The sequence below is a fragment of the Agarivorans sp. Z349TD_8 genome (assembly GCF_050870825.2).
In the GTDB taxonomy this organism is placed as follows: Bacteria; Pseudomonadota; Gammaproteobacteria; order Enterobacterales; family Celerinatantimonadaceae; genus Agarivorans.
Map to the genome: position 1 here is coordinate 3,986,680 of NZ_CP194037.2, position 19,498 is coordinate 4,006,177.

Genomic DNA, 19,498 nt, shown 5'->3' on the forward strand with positions numbered 1-19,498 from the left:
ATCGCTCCTAACTCGCGGCCATCAAGGCTTCAATCTCAGCCACCGTTTTCGGCGCAGCAGCCGTTAATACTTCGCAACCCGTGGCGGTAATGACCACATTATCTTCGATACGGATCCCCATGCCTCGATAGGCTTCAGGAACCTCTGCATCAAGCGGAATATAAAGGCCGGGCTCAATGGTGAAGACCATATTCTCAGCCAATGGACGACTACGCTTGCTATCGTGATAATCTCCCACATCGTGTACATCTAAGCCCAGCCAGTGGCCCACACCATGCATGTAATATTCTTTATAAGCTTCTTGTTCAATTAAATCGGTGACGTCACCCTGCATGATCCCAAGTTCTACCATGCCAGCAACCATGATCTGCAATACTTGCTGATTCGCTTCAAACAACGAAACCCCAGGCTTGAGCATCTCGATGGCAGCCAGCTCTGCGGCTAAAACAATATTGTATAACTTAGCTTGCTCACGACTAAACTGACCATTCACCGGAAAAGTTCGAGTAATGTCGCCCGCATAACCTTGATATTCGGCCCCGGCATCAATCAACACTAGGTCGCCAGCTTGCAGCTGACTTTCGTTCTCGGTGTAGTGCAAAATACAGGCATTCTCGCCGCTACCAACTATCGTGCCGTAAGCTGGTGAGCGTGCTCCGGCCATTAAAAACTGATGATGAATTTCAGCTTCCAATTGGTATTCCCACATCCCCGGTTGGCAGCTTCGCATCGCGCGGCAATGGCCTTCGGCCGATATCGTTCCCGCCTTGCGCATCAATACCAGTTCTTCTGACGACTTAAACAAGCGCATCTCATCCACTATGGGACGCCAATCTTCAATTTGCTTTGGCGCCTGCCAACCTTGGCGTAAACCAAGGCGTAAGCGCTCGATGGCCGCAAATATCTGCTGGTCGTAAGCGGGATAACGCCCCTGAGCCATATAAACCTTACTTAAACCATCCAGCTCAAGATGCAGGTACTCGGTGAGATCTTCAATGGCAAAGGCTTTATCTACAGCCAATGTCAGCAAGGCCTGCTCTTGACCCAAACGACGTCCCTGCCATACTTCTGCAAGCTTATCTTTGCGTCGATTAAATAACACGGTGCGGGTTCCGCCCGCTTGCTTAATCAACAGCAATAGAGCTTTGGGTTCGTTAAAACCAAGAAAATAGAAAAAATCACTATCTTGACGAAAGGGATATTCGGTATCACGACTGCGTACTTGCTCTTCTGCAGCAACAAAAATCGCGACACTATTATCGGACATGGCAGCAAATAACTGCTGACGACGTTGTATAAACACAGCAACTCCTTGGCTTGGGAAATGATTAATGCAAAGTTGGACTTTGTTGGTCAGAAGCACTCGCCGTTAAATGCGCAAAAATAGTAATCGCACCAATCCGCACATATTCCACAACCTGGAATAAGGCTTGCTCATTTTCTTCTTCATCATCTTCTAAATCCGATGACAACTGGCTGATTTCGGTAAAATCTTTAACCAACTCTTGAATATCTGCGGCTAACTTATTGAGTTCGCTTTGCACCACGCCAAAGCCGACTAAAAAGCTTTGTACCCATTGTGCCAAAGCTTCGGTTCGATCTTCCACCAAGGCTTCCTCATCGGGTAACAATAACTGGAAACCCAATAAGCTATCGCTCATGCCTGCGTAAGTGGCCTCCATCACCTGAGTAAGTTGTTTTTTCAGATCAACGGGTAAACCCTGACCATCGTTGATCAGCATATTCATTTGACTTAACCAGTCGCCATCGGTCGGTAAACCAGCGGCTAACATGCCGCTTAAGATGCCGTGCGCTTCTGCAGGGCTAATCAATATTTTTGAAGACAGTAGCAACTCAGCTAAGTCTTCGTAGTCTGGATAAACTATTCTAGTCACGTGGAATACCTATAAGTATTGGATCCGCTCATCCTAACATTGGACAAGCCTCGTCGTCATGTTATTGACTCACATCACAGGTAAAATCACTATTTTTGTAAGGTCCGTTTGAGTTGTTGACGACGGACTCTCACCCGCTCGATATATTGCTCACGAAATAATTTGATCAGCATCGTTTCTTGCTGACGAACGAAGCGAGCAGGCAGGTAGCTCGTTTTGCTAAATTGCAAACACAACTGCGGGTAAGGATCTCGCTGATTTTCAATCTTTCGGGAGATACGCGCCTGAAATGAGTGTTCATAGCCTTGGGGGCCATACAACAGGCTAAACTCGGCAAACTGTTGTTGAAGCTCCTTTGGCAAATAATCGACAATCTGACTAAAGTCTTGATGGAAAATAAGCCGACCAAGCAATACTTGCCTTGAGATTGGCAAGGGTTCAGCCGTAGTGCGCCACTGGGTACGAAAGCCGCCTTCCGATACATCTAACACTGGAAAAACATGCTTAGCCAGCTGCACCATTGGCATCAATTGACCAATATGAGCCAATTTTTCAGCCGAAACTACGCCATCAATAAAATTTCCGCGGGCCGCTTTAGCATTCACCATTTTGATGAATAACTGGATTAGCCGTACTGGATAAACAACCCGATAGGAACCACGACGTTCCTTTGCTGCAATGCCTGTTTGCGTCATTAAACCAAATTTCCTATGCCGAGTATGTTTAGCGATGCGGACACAAAAGCGCAAGCCGATCGATAATCAAGCCAATGGTCGCCAATAAAACCACGATGTTCAAGCCTAAGCCCACGCTTTATGCCGCAAACAATCTAGATTTGTTTAGCTTTAGAGCAAATTGCTGGTAAATACTCCAGCTTGCCCCTTACTGGGGCGACAACGGTTGCAAGTTAAGCCGCAGCGCTATATATTCAGCGAATAATAGAGTTTAGCTAAGGCAAATCATGGCTCAGGGCGTAGACATAATATTGTTAGGTAAGAGCTATCGGGTGGCTTGCCCGGAAGGTGAAGAAGATAAACTTCGCCAAGCCGCCGACGAATTATCTCAACGCTTACAAACGCTGAAAGAGAAGAGCCGTGTCAGCAGCACCGAGCACTTAGCGATTATGGTCGGCTTGCACCTCGCTTATGAGTTACATAACGAGCAAGCTAAAAATCAAAATTACGCCGATAACATGAATCAGCGAATTAAGGACTTACAATATACCATCGAGCGCGCTTTATTAGAACAAAGCCTGCCCGCTGGCGAGGTCGACGAAAGCAGTTAGCGCACTAACTGAAGTTTGACTAGAGTTAGATAAAAGAGTTTAGTTTTCCTGGGGTGTTTGCCAGTTGGTGATGTCCCTGAGCCGATAATTGTATCTTAAGGGTGATTTTTTTCTGCTTTTGAGCATGCTCAGCCCGACTGAGAAGCCTACGGTATGAAATTTATTTCCCGCCTTGAACCTCATGGTTCAAGGGCTAAAATCAACAGCGGCATCCCGGGTTCTTATTTCTAAAGCGTGACTTGATGTCACCTTCGCTTGTTTTCTTGTGGCTTGTAACACTCCCAAACCGAGCGAGCTTTGATTCATTCGTCACCACCTGCAACACTTTATCGTCATTAAACCCACTTTAGCGCAAGCCCTATCGATTCCCATTTCGACTGATTATGCTCACTGGCACCAACTTCTTGTACGCAGGATAAGCCGCATTGTTCAGTCCCTTCCTTAAAACCATACTCAAAAATGAGTTTACTGGCGGCCATTCACGATGATGCGACTCAGTAAAAAGCTGGCTCGACAACTCTGCACCTTAGCATTCTTCAGCGGGGCTCCTCATGCAGAAATGAACTGGCAACAGCATTGGCAGTTAGAAGCCGAGAGTGGTTATAGTCAAGCCTCAACCAGCCCCCTATTTGCTAGCCAGAATCAAACCTTTAACGATATGGCGCTGCGTTGGTTCCCTCAAACTAACCAGTGGCAGGCTCAGTTGGTTGCCCTCAAGCAAAACCAGCAAACACAATTACGAGTAGCCGAACTATTTTGGAGTGGCGAAGTTAAGGGAAAAGATTTGCTGATTGGCAAGCAAAGGCTCAACTTAGGTGTCGGTTACGGCTTTCGTCCCTTAGACATATTTTCGCCCTACCAACGTAATCCTATCGCCATTCAAGTTGAGCAAGGACTTGCCGTTGTAAGTCTTAGCCAATTTAGCGATGCTGACGAACTGTCCTTATTTTATACCGATGCCTATCTTAGCTATGATAGTGCAGCTTTCGCCCAGCGCGGGATCGGGATCCGCAATTATCGACTTACGGGTCATCAGGAATGGCAAGGTCTAGCGTATGTGGATAATCAGCGCGGATTAAACCTAGGTGGCAGCTGGATCACAACCTTAGGAGATGCTTGGGAACTGCACGCCGAATCTCGCTACCAACAGTATTACAGCCACATGATGAGCCGCCTTGATTTTCCCCCTTTGGATAGACAAGCGCCGATTATTGAGCAGCAATTTGCAAATGCTTGGCAAACCTTATTTGGTATGACTTGGGCAAACTTAGTGGGTGATAATCTGATTATTGAGTATTGGTTTGATAACCGAGCCCTCAGCCTTCGGCAATGGCGAGCCGTGACCCAGCTAAGCCGTGACTTGCAAGTATTAGGCTCGCAATTTGATCCGCTACGCCCTTCGCAAGCGGCGGTATTTCAAGGAAAGAATCTAGTTCAACATAATTTGCTACTGCACTGGCACCGCGATCTGACAGACTGGCAGCCCGCCCTCGACCTACTATTCTCGCCAAGCGACGGCGGACTAATCAGCACTGCAAAAATCAACTATGAATTCAGTCAAGGTTGGACGCTAGGGGCTCAGCTGCGCTATCTTGGAGGCAAGAATGATGCGGTGTATCAACTATTGCCTGAGCGTTACATCGGCTTGATAAAATTAGAGGCACGCTTTTGAAGACTCAACCCTTTTATTCATTATTACGTTCGCTGTTGATTTGTGCGCTATTTTCACTACCGATCGCCTATATGACTCATGCAATTTGGGGTGGCCATTACTCGATGCATTATCGGATTGCAATGAGCTATAGTGTCGTTGGCACCTTCAGCAGTATGTTTGTGAGAGCTCGATTTCCAAAACTCTCTCATCTTTGGAGCTTCACCCTCAGTGCCACTCTCACCCTAAGCATCGGAAGCCTGCAAGTCTGGTATTGGATTAATCCTTATTACAGCAACATTGATTGGCCACTGATGCTAAAAATAATATTGATCTCTTTGGTCTTTATCAGTGTCGTGTACTACTATTTTTTTAGCCGAGAACAGAACTTAGCCATGCTCTCGGCGCTTCAGCAAGCCGAACTCGATAAAATTCGGGCTGAGCAAGCGCTCACCTTAAGCCAACTAAAACTCTTGCAAAGCCAAATTGAACCCCACTTTTTATTTAATACTTTAGCCAACTTAAAGGCGCTGATTGCACTCGATCCAGAGCAGGCTCAGCGACTCCTCGATACCTTGACCGAATTACTGAGGATCACCTTGAAGAAAAGCCGCCAAGCAAGCATTAGCGTCGCCGACGAACTGACTGGCATCCGAGCTTATTTAAGCATTCAACAGATCCGTTTAGGCGAGCGCTTAAGCTTTGCCATTGAACTCACCGATGGTGACTTAAGCCAAGCTCAGCTACCGCCAATGCTATTGCAACCCCTAGTTGAAAATGCGGTATTTCATGGCATCGAGCCTAAACCCGAAGGTGGTGAGGTACGAGTGAAAATAGCCATGTTGCAGCAACGCTGGCAGATTCAAGTTTGTGACAACGGGCTTGGTATCGATAACAAGCAACGACAAGGCAACGGACTTGCCTTGAATAACATTCGACAACGATTGGTCAGTCTTTACCCCGAAAATCAAGCACGCTTGAGTTTAAGCGCTCAAACAGGCGGAGGCACTGTGGCCACTTTGGAATTTCCATGCGAGGCATAGTTGTTGCTAACAAGCCGCGACGGCGCTGCCACCTGAATAACGACAAGGTGCTCGCCGAGTGCTGGCCAGAGCTAAGTTATATGCGAGAGTACCCGACTCAGTCACATTGGTTCACAGCCCTAGCCGCTGATGGCATTGGCTCCCACTTGTGCTTAACCCTAGAACTGGAGTTTCTATGCGAGCCATAATTGTTGATGACGAACCGCTACTGCGTTTCCACTTGGATAAGATGCTTGCCGAGTGCTGGCCAGAACTTGAAATTGTTGATAAAGCAGGGGATGGTCCCAGTGCATTGGCGGCGGTCGAGCAATTAGGTGCCGACATCGTATTCTTAGATATTCGGATGCCAGGAATGAACGGAATAGAAGTCGCACAGCAGCTAAATCAACAAGCGGATCCTCCGCAGATTGTATTTACCACCGCCTTCGACCAATATGCGATTCAAGCCTTCGAGCAACAAGCCATTGATTACTTACTGAAACCAATCGATGAGCAACGACTGTTACGCACCTGCCAACGCTTGAAAGCACAAACCCGCAGCAAAAACACGTTTGACTTACCAGCTCTGGTCAGCGCTCTCGAACAAAAGCCGCAGTATCTACAGTGGATCAGAGTCAATAAAGGAGAAACTTTGGAATTGGTGGCTGTTGACAATATCTTGGCTTTTATTGCCGAAGATAAGTACACCACGGTGCGCTGCCAACACGCAGAATATGTTATCCGCACCCCACTCAAAGAACTGATCAAACAACTTGAACCAGAACAGTTCTGGCAAATTCATCGCGCAAGCTTAGTGCGAGTGAGTGCCATTAAGCAGGTGAGCAGAAACTTACTTGGTAAGCTGAGCGTATGCCTGAGCGATGGTCATGAGTATCCGGTTAGCCGTAGTGCGCATCATCTGTTTAAGGCCATGTAGCGATGCTCACATCGGGTTTGTTATCGCACTTTAGCTTTCCCAAAGTGACGATGCCCTGCTAAGCATCCAGCCTTAGATGACCTCTTTTCACCAAAATAACCGTGTCTTGTTCGGCAAAAGGATGGTGTTGACTCAAGTGCGGGCTACGTAGCCAAGTATGTTGTGGGTAACGACCGTGTTCATCTTTCAACTCCCCGCTAACCACCAGCAATTCTTCGCCGCCAAAGTGATGGTGAGTCTTAATCACCTTACCTGCAGGGCATTTTACTAGCGCGACTTGCTGTTGTTCGAACTGATGTAAAGGCAGCACAGCAAAGCCACCGAAACCAGACAGCCAAGGCTCGAGATTACTATTGATCCGCACTTCACTAGTATCGGCCAGAGCAAATTGATTCAGCTTCACAAACAGAGTACAGCCCAACTGACTAAAAGGACGATGCTTGCTCCCCGGAGGATTTCGCAAATAAGTACCTGCCGGGTAGTCTCCCTGTTCATCAGAAAAAACCCCTTCCAGTACCAAAATTTCTTCACCTAAAGGATGCAGATGTTCGGCAAAATGAGACTTGGCTTGGTATTGAACAATACTGGTGACATGACCCGATTCTTTGGCCGCACGCTCCAAAGGTTTACGCAATACGCCTATCGATGGGCTAGTTTGCCAGGCCATTTGCTGGGTATTAATCGCCACCGCTTGGTTAAAGTCCATATTCAACATACTCGATCCTGTAAGTTGCTCATAAAACTTGCCCATTAGACTCAGCCTATTTCAACAAAAATGCAAGTATTAAACGATGCTAATTAGCAGCTAAACTAACTCGGGCCACCCGCCGAAACCTCCTACGCCCTTGGCGAAACCAAGATATAACCGCTCATCGCCTTGAACTGCAATTCATCGCAAAGCACTGTCCCCGAGTCGTCTCTCACTTAGGCTTAAACGGTCACTTTCCAATCCCAAGGATGAATCATGAAAAAACTAACGCTCGCAAGCCTATTACTCATCGTGAGTTACTCGGCCATGGCAGATTTAGAGCCACAATTACTAACTCGTTATTTTCAAGCCGCCCAAGGCGATTATTCTGAGTTGGAGCAACTCTATCAGGAAATGCAAACTGCTCAGCAAGGGCAACCCGGCGATGCATGGGCGCTGTTTTATTTGGGCGCAACGGAAACGCTAAAGGGTGATGATGCCTGGCTACCGTGGCGCAAACTTAATTTCACCGCAGATGGTTTGGCTCGAATGGACAAAGCCCTCAATATGATAGGCCCCAACCACTGGCAACAACAATATCGCAGCCTGCCACAAGCGCTGTATATGCAGGCAATGGCAGCCATTACCTATAGCAGCGTACCGCAATTTTTTAACTACCAAGAACGCGGCTTCGAGTTATTTCGCCAAGTCCTCGCGGATCCTCAATTACTGAACGCTCCCGGACAGGCCAGCACCTGGATCTACAGTTTTGCCATTGAAACGGCCCTCAAGCAAGACCAACAGCCACAGGCCCAAGCGTGGTTGAAGCAGCTGCGAGCCAGTGGCATCGATGACTCGTATAGCCAACAAGCCGAACAATTATATGCTCAATATAGCAAACGCTAAGGAGCTATCATGTTGCAACTCAACAATATCGCCAAGTCTTATCAAACTGGACAAGTAAAGTGCCAAGCTTTATCGGGCGTCAACCTCCAGATCAAACACGGTGAAATGGTTGCCCTCTGCGGCCCATCGGGCTCTGGTAAGAGTACCTTATTGAACATCTGTGGCTTACTCGACTTGGCATATCAAGGTGAACTATATTTTGACGGCGAGCATCTTCACAACAATGCTCACCATTGTATGTTACTGCGCCGACAGCAGCTCGGCTTTATCTTTCAACGTTTTAATTTGGTGCCCGTGATGAGCGCCTATGAGAACGTGGAATACCCCTTATTACTCAACAAAATGAGTGCAGCCACTCGCCGCAAAAAGGTGTTACAGATCCTTGACGCCGTCGGTATGTCGTCTTTTACCCAGGCGAAACCCGAATGTTTATCGGGCGGTCAACAGCAACGCGTCGCCATCGCCCGAGCGCTGGTTCATCAACCTCGCTTGGTGATTGCCGATGAGCCAACCGCTAGTCTTGATAGCGTGAGTGCTCATCAGGTGATTGAATTGATGAAAAGCATCGGTAAAGCGCAACAAACCACCTTTGTAATCGCAACTCATGATAGCCGTATGAGTCTGCATTGTGAGCGACAAATACGACTTCACGATGGGCAAATACAAAGTAGGGGAAATCGCCAATGCGTCGCTTAAAACATGCGCTACTCAATGTACAACGTAATCGCCGTCGCAGCCTCATGTCACTGCTCATAATTGCGATTGCGGTGTTTGCACTGCTCAGTGCCGGCGGTTTCGGTTTATTTACTTACCAATCTTTGGCCGAAGCCGCCGCTCGCGAAACTGGCCATCTTACTTTGTCTAATCGCCAATACCTAAGTCAACAAGAAGACTATTCTCTACAGTTTGGTTTAAACAATTGGCAAGCACAACGCGATAGCTTACTCAGTTTCGCCGCAATTAAGGCTGTACAACCGCGCATCGAATTTAGCGGTTTGATTAGCCACGGCGAGAAGTCTGCCATTTTTGTTGGTCAAGGAGTACTAGCCAGCGAGTTTAGCCAAAAGGGGCCATTTCTGACGCTAAAATCTGGCAAACTGCTCTCCGAAGCTGAAGATCCAACGCAGCCACAAATCTTACTTGGAGACACACTGGCAACTTACATGCGAGTTCAAGTCGGCGATTGGCTGACTTTACTCGCCACCACGAGCGAAGGTGCTTTGAATGCTTACGATTTTAAGGTGCAGGGCTTGGTGTCCACCGGCGTACCTGACTTGGATAAACGCTTGGTTTACACCTCTCTAAGCTTAAGCCAAGCCTTATTGGGCAGTGATAAAGTGAGCTTGATGTCGGTATTTGCCTTCGCTGATCAAGATATTCCAACTTTACAACGACAAGTGGAACAGCAATTTCCTAGCCTGTTGGTCAGGCCTTGGTGGCAGCAAGCTTTTTTTTATGATGCGGTACGCAACTTATATAACCGCATTTTCAGCGTATTGGGCCTAATAATGGGATTAGTGGTATTTGTTTCGTTATTTAATACGCTTAGCATGTCGGTCACCGAACGGACTCGCGAAATTGGCACCCTCGCCGCTTTAGGAACCGCCCCCTCCGAACAACTAAACGGTTTTGTCTTAGAAGCGGTGATATTGGCATTGTTTGGTGCAGCCCTCGGGATCTTGCTGAGCGCAGGGCTATCCCTAACGCTACTATTTGCCGATATTCAAATGCCCGCCCCCCCAGGACGTAGTGTTGGTTACCCCTTATTGATTCACTTTTCTTGGCCGCTCGCCGGCATCGTTGCCTTGAGCGTCGTATTGATCTGCAGCCTAGCTTCAGCCATTGCAGCCCGAAAAGGTCTAAAAAAACCGATTACAGAGGCTCTAACTTATGTTTAATTTATTGAAATATTGGTTATTTTTATGTTTGTTGCCATTTAATGCCGCCCATGCCGACAGCGAAATCCAGCAGCGTTTATTGCAAGCCGACTCTTATCGACTGCAAAGTCGTTCGGCCAAAGTAGTGACCATCGTGAGTCAATATAAGCACCAACAACGAACCAAGCAGCATCGCTATCATGTATATATTCGCCCAGAACAAAAGTCACTGGTGGTATTTAAAGCGTCAGCCGAACGCGGCCAAAAATTACTAATGTTGGGTGATAAATACTGGTTATTAATGCCCAATAGTCGACGGCCGATTCGCATAACACCAATGCAAAAACTACTAGGCGAAGCCTCGGTTGGTGATATCTCGACGCTCACTTGGAGTGAATCTTATCGAGGCAAAATTGGCGACTCTGCCGAGCTCAATGGCAAACCCGCTATCAAACTACAATTGCAGGCTAAAACCAGTGGAGCCACTTATCAAAAAATAGAGCTGTGGGTGGAGCAAGCCAATAACTTTCCACTTCAGGCCGATCTTTACTTAAGATCCGGGAAACTAGCCAAACAAGCCTATTTTAGTGCGGGTCAGCGCGATGGCAGAATCGTGGTACAAAGCATGACTCTGATAGATAGCATTCAAAGCTATAAAAGTACCCAGATTGACTATCAATCCGTCACCGACTATCGCTTAGCCGACAAATACTACAATCCAGCTTATCTCAGTAAACAATCATTAGATCAATTGTAAATTCACATTTTAGATTGTTTTCACCCCACCGAGTCACCCGTTTATTCGAGTCTCTCGGTATTACTCTCCCGCCCCTCGCCCGTGAGGTATTTACAGTTAAATACCTCACGAATTAACAAGTTTAAGGACATTCTTCACCCAGAAACCTACCCAGCCCTTGTTCCCTGCGTTTCAGCTGGTAAAATCCCTCCCAGAATTTTTAAGTATCCGAGAAAGAGCAACCCATGGGCAGAAGTTTTGAAGTACGTAAGGCCTCGATGGCCAAAACCGCAGGTGCTAAGACCAAGGTTTATTCTAAATACAGTAAAGAAATCTATGTTATCGCTAAAAACGGCGGTGCCGATATCGACGCAAATCTGCAATTACGCAGTGTAATTGACCGCGCCAAGAAAGATCAGGTACCTAGCCATGTTATCGATAAAGCCATAGAGAAAGCGAAAGGTGGAGCAGGTGAAGATTACGTACCAGCCCGCTACGAAGGTTATGGCCCTGGCGGTTGTATGGTGATTGTTGACTGTTTAACCGATAACAACAGCCGTACCTTTACCGACGTTCGTCAAGCTTTTGTTAAAACCAAATCAAAAATTGGCAACCAAGGCAGCGTGGCTCACATGTTCGATCACCAAGCAATCTTTGCTTTTCAAGGTGACGACGAAGATGCCATTTTAGAAATCCTATTAATGGATGACGTAGAAGTCACTGACGTAGAGTGCGAAGACGGCATGATTACCGTGTTTGCTCCTCATACTGAGTACTTCAAAGTTAAAACTTCACTGATAACAGCGCTACCAGAACTAGAGTTTGAGATGGAAGAAATTAGCTTCATTCCGCAAAACTACACCAAAATTAGCGGTGATGATGTGGCGATGTTTGAAAAATTTCAAGCTATGTTGGACGACTGTGATGACGTACAAAACGTTTATCACAACGTGGAACTTGACTAATACCAATTGAAATCAGTTGATGATCAAAAGTTACCCGCTTAAGATCGACAAAACAAGGCTGAAATTGAAGTCACCATTACCGGACGCCCAATTTCAAAAACCATGCTTCTCGATTTTAACCCGCTCCTATGATCAGCATCTTGTTTCGCTCGGTATAAACTCAAGTGGACCAACCAAGCCTGATACACTCAGGCTTGGGGGACTTTAAAACTTGCTTCCCTCTGCATCTCATTGCACACTGAAACAATCTAATAGCAACTTAAGCCTTTGGTATGAGCAAACTTGATGCGGCGCAAGATCAGCAGTGGCGACAACAATTACGCCATCAGATCCGCCAACAGCGCGGCAGCTTAAGCCCCACCCAGCAGCAACAGGCCAGCCAAGCGATCCTCGAATACTTACAAGCGGATCCCACCCTAGTAAAACCACAACGAATCGCCTTATATTTAGCCTTTGATGGGGAACTGGATCTTTCATTAATTATCGACTGGTTGTGGCAGCAAAACAAACAAGTCTTTGTCCCTTTAGTCGACCCAAATACCAATGGAAACATGTGTTTTCATCACTATCATGCCAACACACTGATGCAACAAAACCGCTTTGGGATCGCCGAACCCATTTTTGACCCAGCGGCGGTCATTCCCGGCCAGCAATTAGAACTGATCTTAACCCCTTTGGTTGCTTTCGATGCCGAGGGAAATCGACTGGGTATGGGCGGTGGCTATTACGATCGTTTATTGGCGAATATAGAAACCGATCCCCCGCTGGTGGTTGGCTTGGCTCACGACTGCCAGCAAGTCGATGCAGTTCCTGTTCAGGTATGGGATCAGCCCTTAAAACGGATCCTCACCCCCAGCAAAGACTGGCGCTGGTAAGCGCCTAATTTAGCTCACCCGACGCGCAGCCTAAAAACAACAATCGACATTGGCGTTCACCTTTGTGCTTGGTTATACTGCGCGCCAAATAGCCAACTTATTGGCAAATTCTCACAACTATCGCTTCGGAGCATCGCAATGACACAAAATGAAATGAAAAAGGCCGCAGGCTGGGCCGCCTTAGATTACGTACAAAAAGACACGATTGTTGGTGTTGGCACGGGTTCTACGGTTAATCATTTTATTGATGCTCTCGCCACCATGAAGAATCAAATCATCGGTGCCGTATCCAGCTCTGAGGCATCAACCGAAAAACTATTGGCTTATGGCATTGAAGTATTCGACTTGAATAGCGTCGACCAATTGTCTATTTATGTCGATGGAGCCGACGAAATTAACGGCCAAAATCATATGATTAAAGGCGGTGGTGCGGCATTAACCCGAGAAAAAATTGTTGCAGCGGTCGCCGAAAAATTCATTTGTATCGTCGACAATACCAAACAAGTGGATGTTTTAGGTGAGTTTCCACTACCAGTAGAAGTGATCCCTATGGCTCGCAGCTATGTGGCGCGTGAATTGGTAAAACTGGGAGGCGATCCCGTATACCGAGAGGGAGTTGTCACCGATAACGGCAATGTTATCTTGGATGTACATAGTATGAAGATCATCAACCCGCTTGAAATGGAACGTGATATCAATGCTATTGCTGGTGTCGTGACCAATGGCTTGTTTGCCGCTCGCGGCGCAGATCATGTGGTGATTGGTACTCCAGAAGGCGCTCTAAAACGCTAAATAAGCAAGCGAACAAAAAAATGGGTGCTTTCTGCACTCCTTTTTTTGTGACATATTCCAACCAGTCTCAATTCGTCTCTAATTACTGCCAGCCAAGTACAAATATACCAAATATAAAACTATCAATCATGGCAAACTCAGTGTTTTAGCCGAAATATGAATAAATTTTGATGTAATAAAATTACATTCCCTAAGTGGTGCTTTTTTGCTAAATTTACTCGCTCAAGCGGTAACATGGGTTTTAGGAAGCAAACATGGCAAAGTATTCGTTAGGCAAGGAAAAAATTAAGGTTTTGTTATTAGAGGGTCTGCACCCGAGTTCATTACAGTCCTTTCAATTAGCTGGTTATGAGAATGTAGAAATGATCAAAACTTCGCTAGCAGAAGACGAACTGATAGAGAAAATCAAAGATGTTCATTTCATCGGTATTCGTTCTCGCACCAACCTCAACGAACGAGTGCTTGCCGCCGCGAATAAGTTAGTGGCTATTGGTTGTTTCTGTATTGGTACGAATCAGGTTGACTTAGCCGCCGCGCAAAAAAAGGGCGTTCCCGTATTTAATGCTCCCTTCTCTAATACCCGTAGCGTTGCCGAGTTGGTATTAGGTGAAATCATCTTATTGTTTCGCGGTATTCCAGAGAAAAACGCCAAAGCACACCGCGGCGAGTGGATCAAATCTGCGGATAATTCTTTTGAAGCTCGCGGTAAAAAATTGGGCATCATCGGTTATGGTCATATTGGCACCCAACTCGGGATCTTAGCTGAAACCCTAGGCATGCAAGTCTACTATTACGACATCGAAAGTAAGCTATCTTTGGGTAATGCAAGCCAAGTAAATGACTTAAACCAACTCTTGGCGATGAGTGATGTGGTTAGTTTACACGTGCCTGAAACCCCCCAAACCAAATACATGTTTGGAGAAGCTCAATTTGCAGCAATGAAGCAAAATTCAATTTTAATCAATGCTTCACGCGGTACTGTAGTCGATATCGAAGCGCTGGTTGCTGCTTTAGAAAGTAAAAAATTAGCCGGGGCAGCTGTCGATGTATTCCCAACCGAGCCAAAATCAAACAAAGAAGAATTTGTCTCTGCGCTACGTGACTTCGACAACGTCCTATTAAGCCCCCATGTTGGTGGTTCAACTCAGGAAGCCCAAGAGAATATCGGCATCGAAGTGGCTGCGAAACTAGCCAAGTACTCAGACAATGGTTCAACGCTGTCAGCGGTTAACTTCCCAGAAGTGGCTCTGCCTGAGCATACGGGCACCAGCCGCCTGTTACACATTCACCATAACCAACCGGGCGTATTAACCAAAATCAACTTAGCTTTTGCTGAAGATGCGATCAACATTGCTGCTCAATATCTACAAACCAATGCTAACATTGGTTACGTCGTAATTGATGTAGAAACAGCACAAGCAGATCAAGCGATAGCGAAACTAAAAGAAATTGAAGGTACAATACGCGCGCGTATTTTGCATTAATTTGATTCGCTAAGTCGCAAAAAAGCCAGTCTAAATGCTGGCTTTTTTTGTGCCTATAGAAAACCAGTCTAGGCAAATTACTTGTACAAGACTCAAATTGCTATATTCTTAGTGTACTCTGTTTCGTCACTTATCCTAGATAGCTGGCTTAGCCTTCTTAATCCCTTTGGATAATTATGACATCAGCACTGCGGCTTCGTTACCAAACTATCGAGTTTGGTAGTACCGACATTCACCTTTGCACCTTGCGTGACAATCAGCAATTTAGCGACCCAGATGGTATCGCATTAAAATTAGGGATTTCGTCAGCCACTTGGCCATTATTTGGTATTGTTTGGCCTTCAAGCATGGTACTGGCCCATCATATTTCAGACTATCAAACAGGCAACAAACGCATTCTTGAGATAGGCTGTGGTATTGGGCTTTCTAGTTTATTGCTTAATCAACAAAATGCCGATATTACCGCGACCGATTACCACCCCGAAGCAGAGTTTTTCTTGCAGCGCAACACCTTACTTAATGGAGATAAATCCATTGACTATCAACGAGTTGATTGGGCAGACAAGCGAGATCATTTAGGTCGGTTTGATTTAATCATCGGCAGTGATCTGCTTTATGAAGATGAGCATATTAAACTACTGGCAAATTTCATTGAAAACCATGCCAACCGTAAATGCGAAGTGATTTTAGTTGACCCCGGTCGAGGTCGAAAAAGTAAGCTGAGTCAATGTATGACCCAATATGGATACCTTAATACTCATGAAAAACCGCTACATACTGACTATTTAAATACGCCTTTTAAAGGGCATATCTTGAAATTTTGGCGTGATAGTTAAATCAAGCTGGCAAAATGATAGTCCAGTGCACATGTTGATGTGATTCAGCTTCGCGCGAAATTAGCCCTTAGGGCGACTCAATAAACCTTTGCAAATAAGCCGGAACTTGGTGTTTACCATAGTATTTTTCAACCACCTTTAAATATTGGCCATTCTCTTTAATCATCTGAAAACCAAGCCAAAAAATGTCTTGTAAATGTTTATACTTATGAGAAAAAATGATATCTCCTTCGTCAATAAATAAGGGATCCTCAGCCTGCGCAAATTTACTGACATCCTCGGGGAAATGCTGCTTAATGACAGCCCATCCTCCTAGCTCGGTGGCAACAAACATATCATCGCGTTCCGCATACACTTTTTCCACATTTTGATGCAAAGTTCGAACTAATTCTGGTTCAATATTGGCTTTAGCAAACTCTGGGAGTAAAGCACCACCACGAATATAACCGATTTTATAGCCTTGCAAATCACGAAGCTCTTGGTAGTCCAGCCCTTGAGGGAAATGGCTCTTTAAATAAAATAATCGGATATTAACGGAGTAAATAGGTATATATGATATTTGCAACTTCGCATCATCATAGTAGAACCAATTATGAGTCCCCAGGGCTCCGGCGACCGCGTTAGTTGCAACGGCCCGAACCACTCGGGGCAGAGAGTAAACCCGATAATTAACCTTGATTCCCACTGCTGCGAAGGCTGCGCTAGCAAGTTCAGAAAGAATCGCTTCTCGACCTCCCATTAACGGTGGATAGTCTATTGTCGCCAACTCAACGGTATCGATATCTAGTTGAGGGTCCGCTTGAACTCGGCCAGAGGTCACGATGAGAAATGTAATGAGCATTAAGCAAACGCTCCTGAGTCGTCTTGCAAAACAAACCTTCATCGCTCATCACCGCCTTGCTATTAGCTAATAGGGCTGAAATCCATAAGTTTTGTAAGTATAACCAAAGAAAGCAAAACACCTAATTTTTACATCGCAGATGCTCACGACCACGACCCACACCTTCGCCGAGTATCTTAAATTAGTAAATGTTAAATATGTTTAGGATCGCCGATTAACTTACACTCTAAATAACAAGCAAACAAAAGCTGAGGAAGAGTTTAAAAGTCATATCAAGTGGGAATGCCAGCCTCATTCAGCTGTTTAGTTAGATCATTTCCGGAGGGGTTGCGCTAGAGCGAACCAATAACTGAGTTGGCACGACCGTATCTTGGTTAACTTTACCACCTGTCAATATTTTTAGTAGGGTATGCATCGCTATTTTACCAATATCTTCTTGCGGTTGGCGAATGGTCGTGAGTTCTGGATTAGTGTATTCGGCAAACAGGAGGTCATCAAAACCTACGATAGATAATTGCTGTGGTACTTTAATACCAAGCTGAGTCGCAGCCTTCATCGCCCCTAACGCCATCATGTCATTAAAACAAAATAAAGCAGTCATCGAGTAATGCTGCTGTAAACGCATAAACGCACTATAGCCAGACTGAAAACTAAAATCCCCCTCCTCAAAAGCCGCTTCATTGAGCGTATATCCAGCTTGAAGTAGAGCATCTTGATAACCCGCTTTACGGTCAATACAGATAGGATTTTCCATGGGACCGGTAATACAAGCTATTTGGTGATGCCCTATATCCAGCAAGTAATCCACCGCCCGTTTAGCCGAACCTCGATTATCGATGCGGACCGTTGGTATAGGAAAATCGGGAAAATATTCACAAGCCATAACCATTGGAATGCTCGTCCCTTGTCGGATCTCCATCGGTAGCTCGGCAGTTAAAGAGATAATGCCGTCAGCCTGCTTGCTGCGGACTAAGTCCATATATTCTTTGGCTTGTTCTACAGTGTGGATTGAGTCACCGAGTAATACTTTATAAGCATTTTGTAAGGCAATCTGCTGTATACCACGCACAATATTTGCAAAAAACATATTGGCGATATCCGGCACAATAATGACCACCGTTTTCGATTCACTTCGCCTCAGGTTACGAGCGATAACATTAGGAGCGTAGCCCGACTGGGCAATCGCCAGCTCAACCTTAAGCCGAGTTTTATCCGATACTTTTGCTGGATCCGTCATAGCACGAGAGACCGTAGCAGTTGATACTCCAGCAAGCTTGGCAACATCTTTTATGGTTGGCATGAACAGTCCTAGTTGCTAATAACACCAGCACAAAGCTTCGGTCGACGCTCCGTAAGTCCATCTAAATGTAACGGATTACATCGGTTTTTGCAAAAGCGCTTTACGCTATTTGCTTTACGGATAACGTTTCTTAACCGGTGACCATTAAAGCTCAACATTGATCACATTTACGCAACAACCGCTAGATAAAAGCCAACATCTTGTATAGATTTTATCCACCAATGAAAAAAACACATGACGAAGCGAAATAAACCACCGGAGTAAATGAACAACATGATAACTCTTAAAATGCAAAAATGTAATCGATTACATTTGTCATTACTGATTCAACGGATCGATAAGGAATACCGATGAAAAACCTACAAGGACCCGCGCTATTTCTGGCTCAATTTGCCAGTGATGAGCCCCCCTTTAATACCCTCGATAATATTGCCCGTTGGGCTGCAAGCTTAGGTTACAAAGGGGTACAAATACCGAGCTGGGATAAACGTTTATTTGATCTGGAGCGCGCTGCCAACGATTTAGCATATTGCCAACAAATTTTAGCGCTGCTTGACGGTCACGGTCTCACCCTGACCGAATTATCGACTCATTTACAAGGCCAACTGGTGGCAGTACACCCCGCTTACGATGAAATGTTTGACGGCTTTGCCCCCGAGCAGTTTTACGGCAAACCGAAAGAGCGTCAACAATGGGCTGTCGAGCAATTGTTACTGGCAGCAAAGGCATCACAAAACCTTGGGCTTCACGCCCACGTCACTTTTTCCGGAGCCTTGTTATGGCCTTATATGTACCCGTGGCCACAGCGTCCAAAAGGGCTAATTGAAACGGGTTTTGCCGAACTCGCTAAACGCTGGCTGCCCATTTTGGATGCCTTCGACCAAGCTGATGTCGATCTATGTTATGAAATACATCCCGGAGAAGACTTACACGATGGCGTGAGCTTTGATCGATTCTTAGCTGCAGTTAAATACCATCCACGCTGCAACATCCTATTTGATCCGAGTCATTTTGTTTTACAACAACTCAATTATTTAGACTTTATTGACCACTACCACCCACGTATAAAAATGTTCCATGTCAAAGACGCTGAATTTAATCCAAGCGGCCAACAAGGTATGTATGGAGGCTACCAAAGCTGGAGTGAACGAGCTGGCCGATTTCGCTCCTTAGGTGATGGGCAGGTTGATTTTGTGAGCATTTTTTCCAAGCTGGCACAGTACGACTTTACTGGGTGGGCCGTGGTGGAATGGGAATGCTGCCTGAAACATCCTCAAGCTGGCGCTGCCGAGGGAGCAACCTTTGTCAAGAGAAACCTCATTCAGGTGACCGATAAGGCCTTTGACGACTTTGCCGATAGCGCAATCGATCAAGCAGCCAACTTACGCATTTTAGGTTTATAAGGAAC

Annotated in this window: 20 protein-coding genes and 1 other RNA gene; 15 read left to right on the plus strand and 6 right to left on the minus strand. The window is 45.8% G+C overall.

Annotated elements, in window-relative coordinates:
- Positions 1 to 7 precede the first annotated feature (7 nt).
- From pepP to ACRRS1_RS17870, 3 genes are all read right to left on the minus strand, one after another.
- The gene (gene pepP / locus ACRRS1_RS17860; protein WP_432467234.1) at positions 8 to 1,303 is read right to left on the minus strand and encodes a Xaa-Pro aminopeptidase; all 1,296 of its coding nucleotides are present in this window, start codon (positions 1,301 to 1,303) and stop codon (positions 8 to 10) included.
- Positions 1,304 to 1,328: 25 nt separating this feature from the next.
- Positions 1,329 to 1,895: a UPF0149 family protein gene (locus tag ACRRS1_RS17865; RefSeq protein WP_432451842.1), complete on the minus strand. Its 567-nt coding sequence runs from the start codon at positions 1,893 to 1,895 to the stop codon at positions 1,329 to 1,331.
- A gap of 89 nt (positions 1,896 to 1,984) precedes the next feature.
- Complete coding sequence (locus ACRRS1_RS17870) at positions 1,985 to 2,590, minus strand: hypothetical protein (protein ID WP_432451841.1); 606 nt, start codon at positions 2,588 to 2,590, stop codon at positions 1,985 to 1,987.
- Positions 2,591 to 2,856: 266 nt separating this feature from the next.
- Here ACRRS1_RS17870 and zapA point away from each other — a divergent pair, with 266 nt between their 5' ends.
- The 5 genes from zapA (at position 2,857) to ACRRS1_RS17895 (ending at position 6,790) form a co-directional block, all read left to right on the plus strand.
- Positions 2,857 to 3,180 carry a cell division protein ZapA gene (gene zapA / locus ACRRS1_RS17875; protein ID WP_432451840.1) on the plus strand — a complete coding sequence of 108 codons (324 nt, stop codon included), beginning with the start codon at positions 2,857 to 2,859 and terminating at the stop codon, positions 3,178 to 3,180.
- Positions 3,181 to 3,222: 42 nt separating this feature from the next.
- A non-coding RNA gene (ssrS, locus tag ACRRS1_RS17880) (6S RNA) lies at positions 3,223 to 3,404 on the plus strand.
- A 260-nt stretch (positions 3,405 to 3,664) separates the two neighbouring features.
- Complete coding sequence (locus tag ACRRS1_RS17885; RefSeq protein ID WP_432467233.1) at positions 3,665 to 4,852, plus strand: hypothetical protein; 1,188 nt, start codon at positions 3,665 to 3,667, stop codon at positions 4,850 to 4,852.
- Positions 4,849 to 5,874 (plus strand): sensor histidine kinase, encoded by a 1,026-nt coding sequence (locus tag ACRRS1_RS17890; RefSeq protein WP_432451838.1) that lies wholly within the window; start codon positions 4,849 to 4,851, stop codon positions 5,872 to 5,874. The genes ACRRS1_RS17885 and ACRRS1_RS17890 overlap by 4 nt, the downstream gene beginning before the upstream one ends.
- Positions 5,875 to 6,049: 175 nt before the next feature.
- Positions 6,050 to 6,790 carry a LytR/AlgR family response regulator transcription factor gene (locus tag ACRRS1_RS17895; RefSeq protein WP_432460067.1) on the plus strand — a complete coding sequence of 247 codons (741 nt, stop codon included), beginning with the start codon at positions 6,050 to 6,052 and terminating at the stop codon, positions 6,788 to 6,790.
- 58 nt (positions 6,791 to 6,848) lie between these two features.
- Here the strand turns inward: ACRRS1_RS17895 and ACRRS1_RS17900 are convergent, their stop codons facing one another.
- On the minus strand, positions 6,849 to 7,505 hold the full coding sequence (locus ACRRS1_RS17900; RefSeq protein WP_432456142.1) for a cupin domain-containing protein: 657 nt from the start codon (positions 7,503 to 7,505) through the stop codon (positions 6,849 to 6,851).
- Positions 7,506 to 7,754: 249 nt separating this feature from the next.
- On the opposite strand from ACRRS1_RS17900, the gene ACRRS1_RS17905 reads away from it, so the two are divergent.
- The 9 genes from ACRRS1_RS17905 (at position 7,755) to ACRRS1_RS17945 (ending at position 15,949) form a co-directional block, all read left to right on the plus strand.
- On the plus strand, positions 7,755 to 8,384 hold the full coding sequence (locus ACRRS1_RS17905) for a hypothetical protein (protein ID WP_432460068.1): 630 nt from the start codon (positions 7,755 to 7,757) through the stop codon (positions 8,382 to 8,384).
- 9 nt (positions 8,385 to 8,393) lie between these two features.
- Entirely contained in the window at positions 8,394 to 9,080 is a 687-nt protein-coding gene (locus tag ACRRS1_RS17910) for an ABC transporter ATP-binding protein (protein ID WP_432463774.1), read from the plus strand.
- A complete protein-coding gene (locus ACRRS1_RS17915) occupies positions 9,068 to 10,282 on the plus strand; it encodes an ABC transporter permease (RefSeq protein ID WP_432467232.1) in 1,215 nt (404 codons plus the stop codon). Before ACRRS1_RS17910 ends, ACRRS1_RS17915 begins: the two co-directional genes overlap by 13 nt.
- Positions 10,275 to 11,018: an outer membrane lipoprotein-sorting protein gene (locus ACRRS1_RS17920; RefSeq protein ID WP_432467231.1), complete on the plus strand. Its 744-nt coding sequence runs from the start codon at positions 10,275 to 10,277 to the stop codon at positions 11,016 to 11,018. The genes ACRRS1_RS17915 and ACRRS1_RS17920 overlap by 8 nt, the downstream gene beginning before the upstream one ends.
- 224 nt (positions 11,019 to 11,242) lie before the next feature.
- Complete coding sequence (locus tag ACRRS1_RS17925; protein WP_432451832.1) at positions 11,243 to 11,962, plus strand: YebC/PmpR family DNA-binding transcriptional regulator; 720 nt, start codon at positions 11,243 to 11,245, stop codon at positions 11,960 to 11,962.
- Between the two features lie 272 nt (positions 11,963 to 12,234).
- The gene (locus tag ACRRS1_RS17930) at positions 12,235 to 12,837 is read left to right on the plus strand and encodes a 5-formyltetrahydrofolate cyclo-ligase (RefSeq protein WP_432451831.1); all 603 of its coding nucleotides are present in this window, start codon (positions 12,235 to 12,237) and stop codon (positions 12,835 to 12,837) included.
- 138 nt (positions 12,838 to 12,975) lie between these two features.
- A complete protein-coding gene (gene rpiA / locus ACRRS1_RS17935) occupies positions 12,976 to 13,629 on the plus strand; it encodes a ribose-5-phosphate isomerase RpiA (protein ID WP_432467230.1) in 654 nt (217 codons plus the stop codon).
- Between the two features lie 254 nt (positions 13,630 to 13,883).
- Positions 13,884 to 15,113 (plus strand): phosphoglycerate dehydrogenase, encoded by a 1,230-nt coding sequence (gene serA / locus ACRRS1_RS17940; protein ID WP_432451829.1) that lies wholly within the window; start codon positions 13,884 to 13,886, stop codon positions 15,111 to 15,113.
- Between the two features lie 176 nt (positions 15,114 to 15,289).
- Positions 15,290 to 15,949, plus strand: a complete 660-nt coding sequence (locus ACRRS1_RS17945) for a class I SAM-dependent methyltransferase (protein WP_432460075.1) — start codon at positions 15,290 to 15,292, stop codon at positions 15,947 to 15,949.
- Positions 15,950 to 16,016: 67 nt separating this feature from the next.
- Here the strand turns inward: ACRRS1_RS17945 and ACRRS1_RS17950 are convergent, their stop codons facing one another.
- Positions 16,017 to 16,790 (minus strand): substrate-binding periplasmic protein, encoded by a 774-nt coding sequence (locus ACRRS1_RS17950; RefSeq protein WP_432467229.1) that lies wholly within the window; start codon positions 16,788 to 16,790, stop codon positions 16,017 to 16,019.
- Positions 16,791 to 17,097: 307 nt separating this feature from the next.
- Entirely contained in the window at positions 17,098 to 18,090 is a 993-nt protein-coding gene (locus tag ACRRS1_RS17955) for a LacI family DNA-binding transcriptional regulator (RefSeq protein ID WP_432460077.1), read from the minus strand.
- Positions 18,091 to 18,440: 350 nt separating this feature from the next.
- Between ACRRS1_RS17955 and ACRRS1_RS17960 the strand changes: the two genes are divergently transcribed.
- Positions 18,441 to 19,493, plus strand: a complete 1,053-nt coding sequence (locus tag ACRRS1_RS17960) for a sugar phosphate isomerase/epimerase family protein (RefSeq protein WP_432467228.1) — start codon at positions 18,441 to 18,443, stop codon at positions 19,491 to 19,493.
- The last annotated feature ends 5 nt before the right edge of the window (positions 19,494 to 19,498 follow it).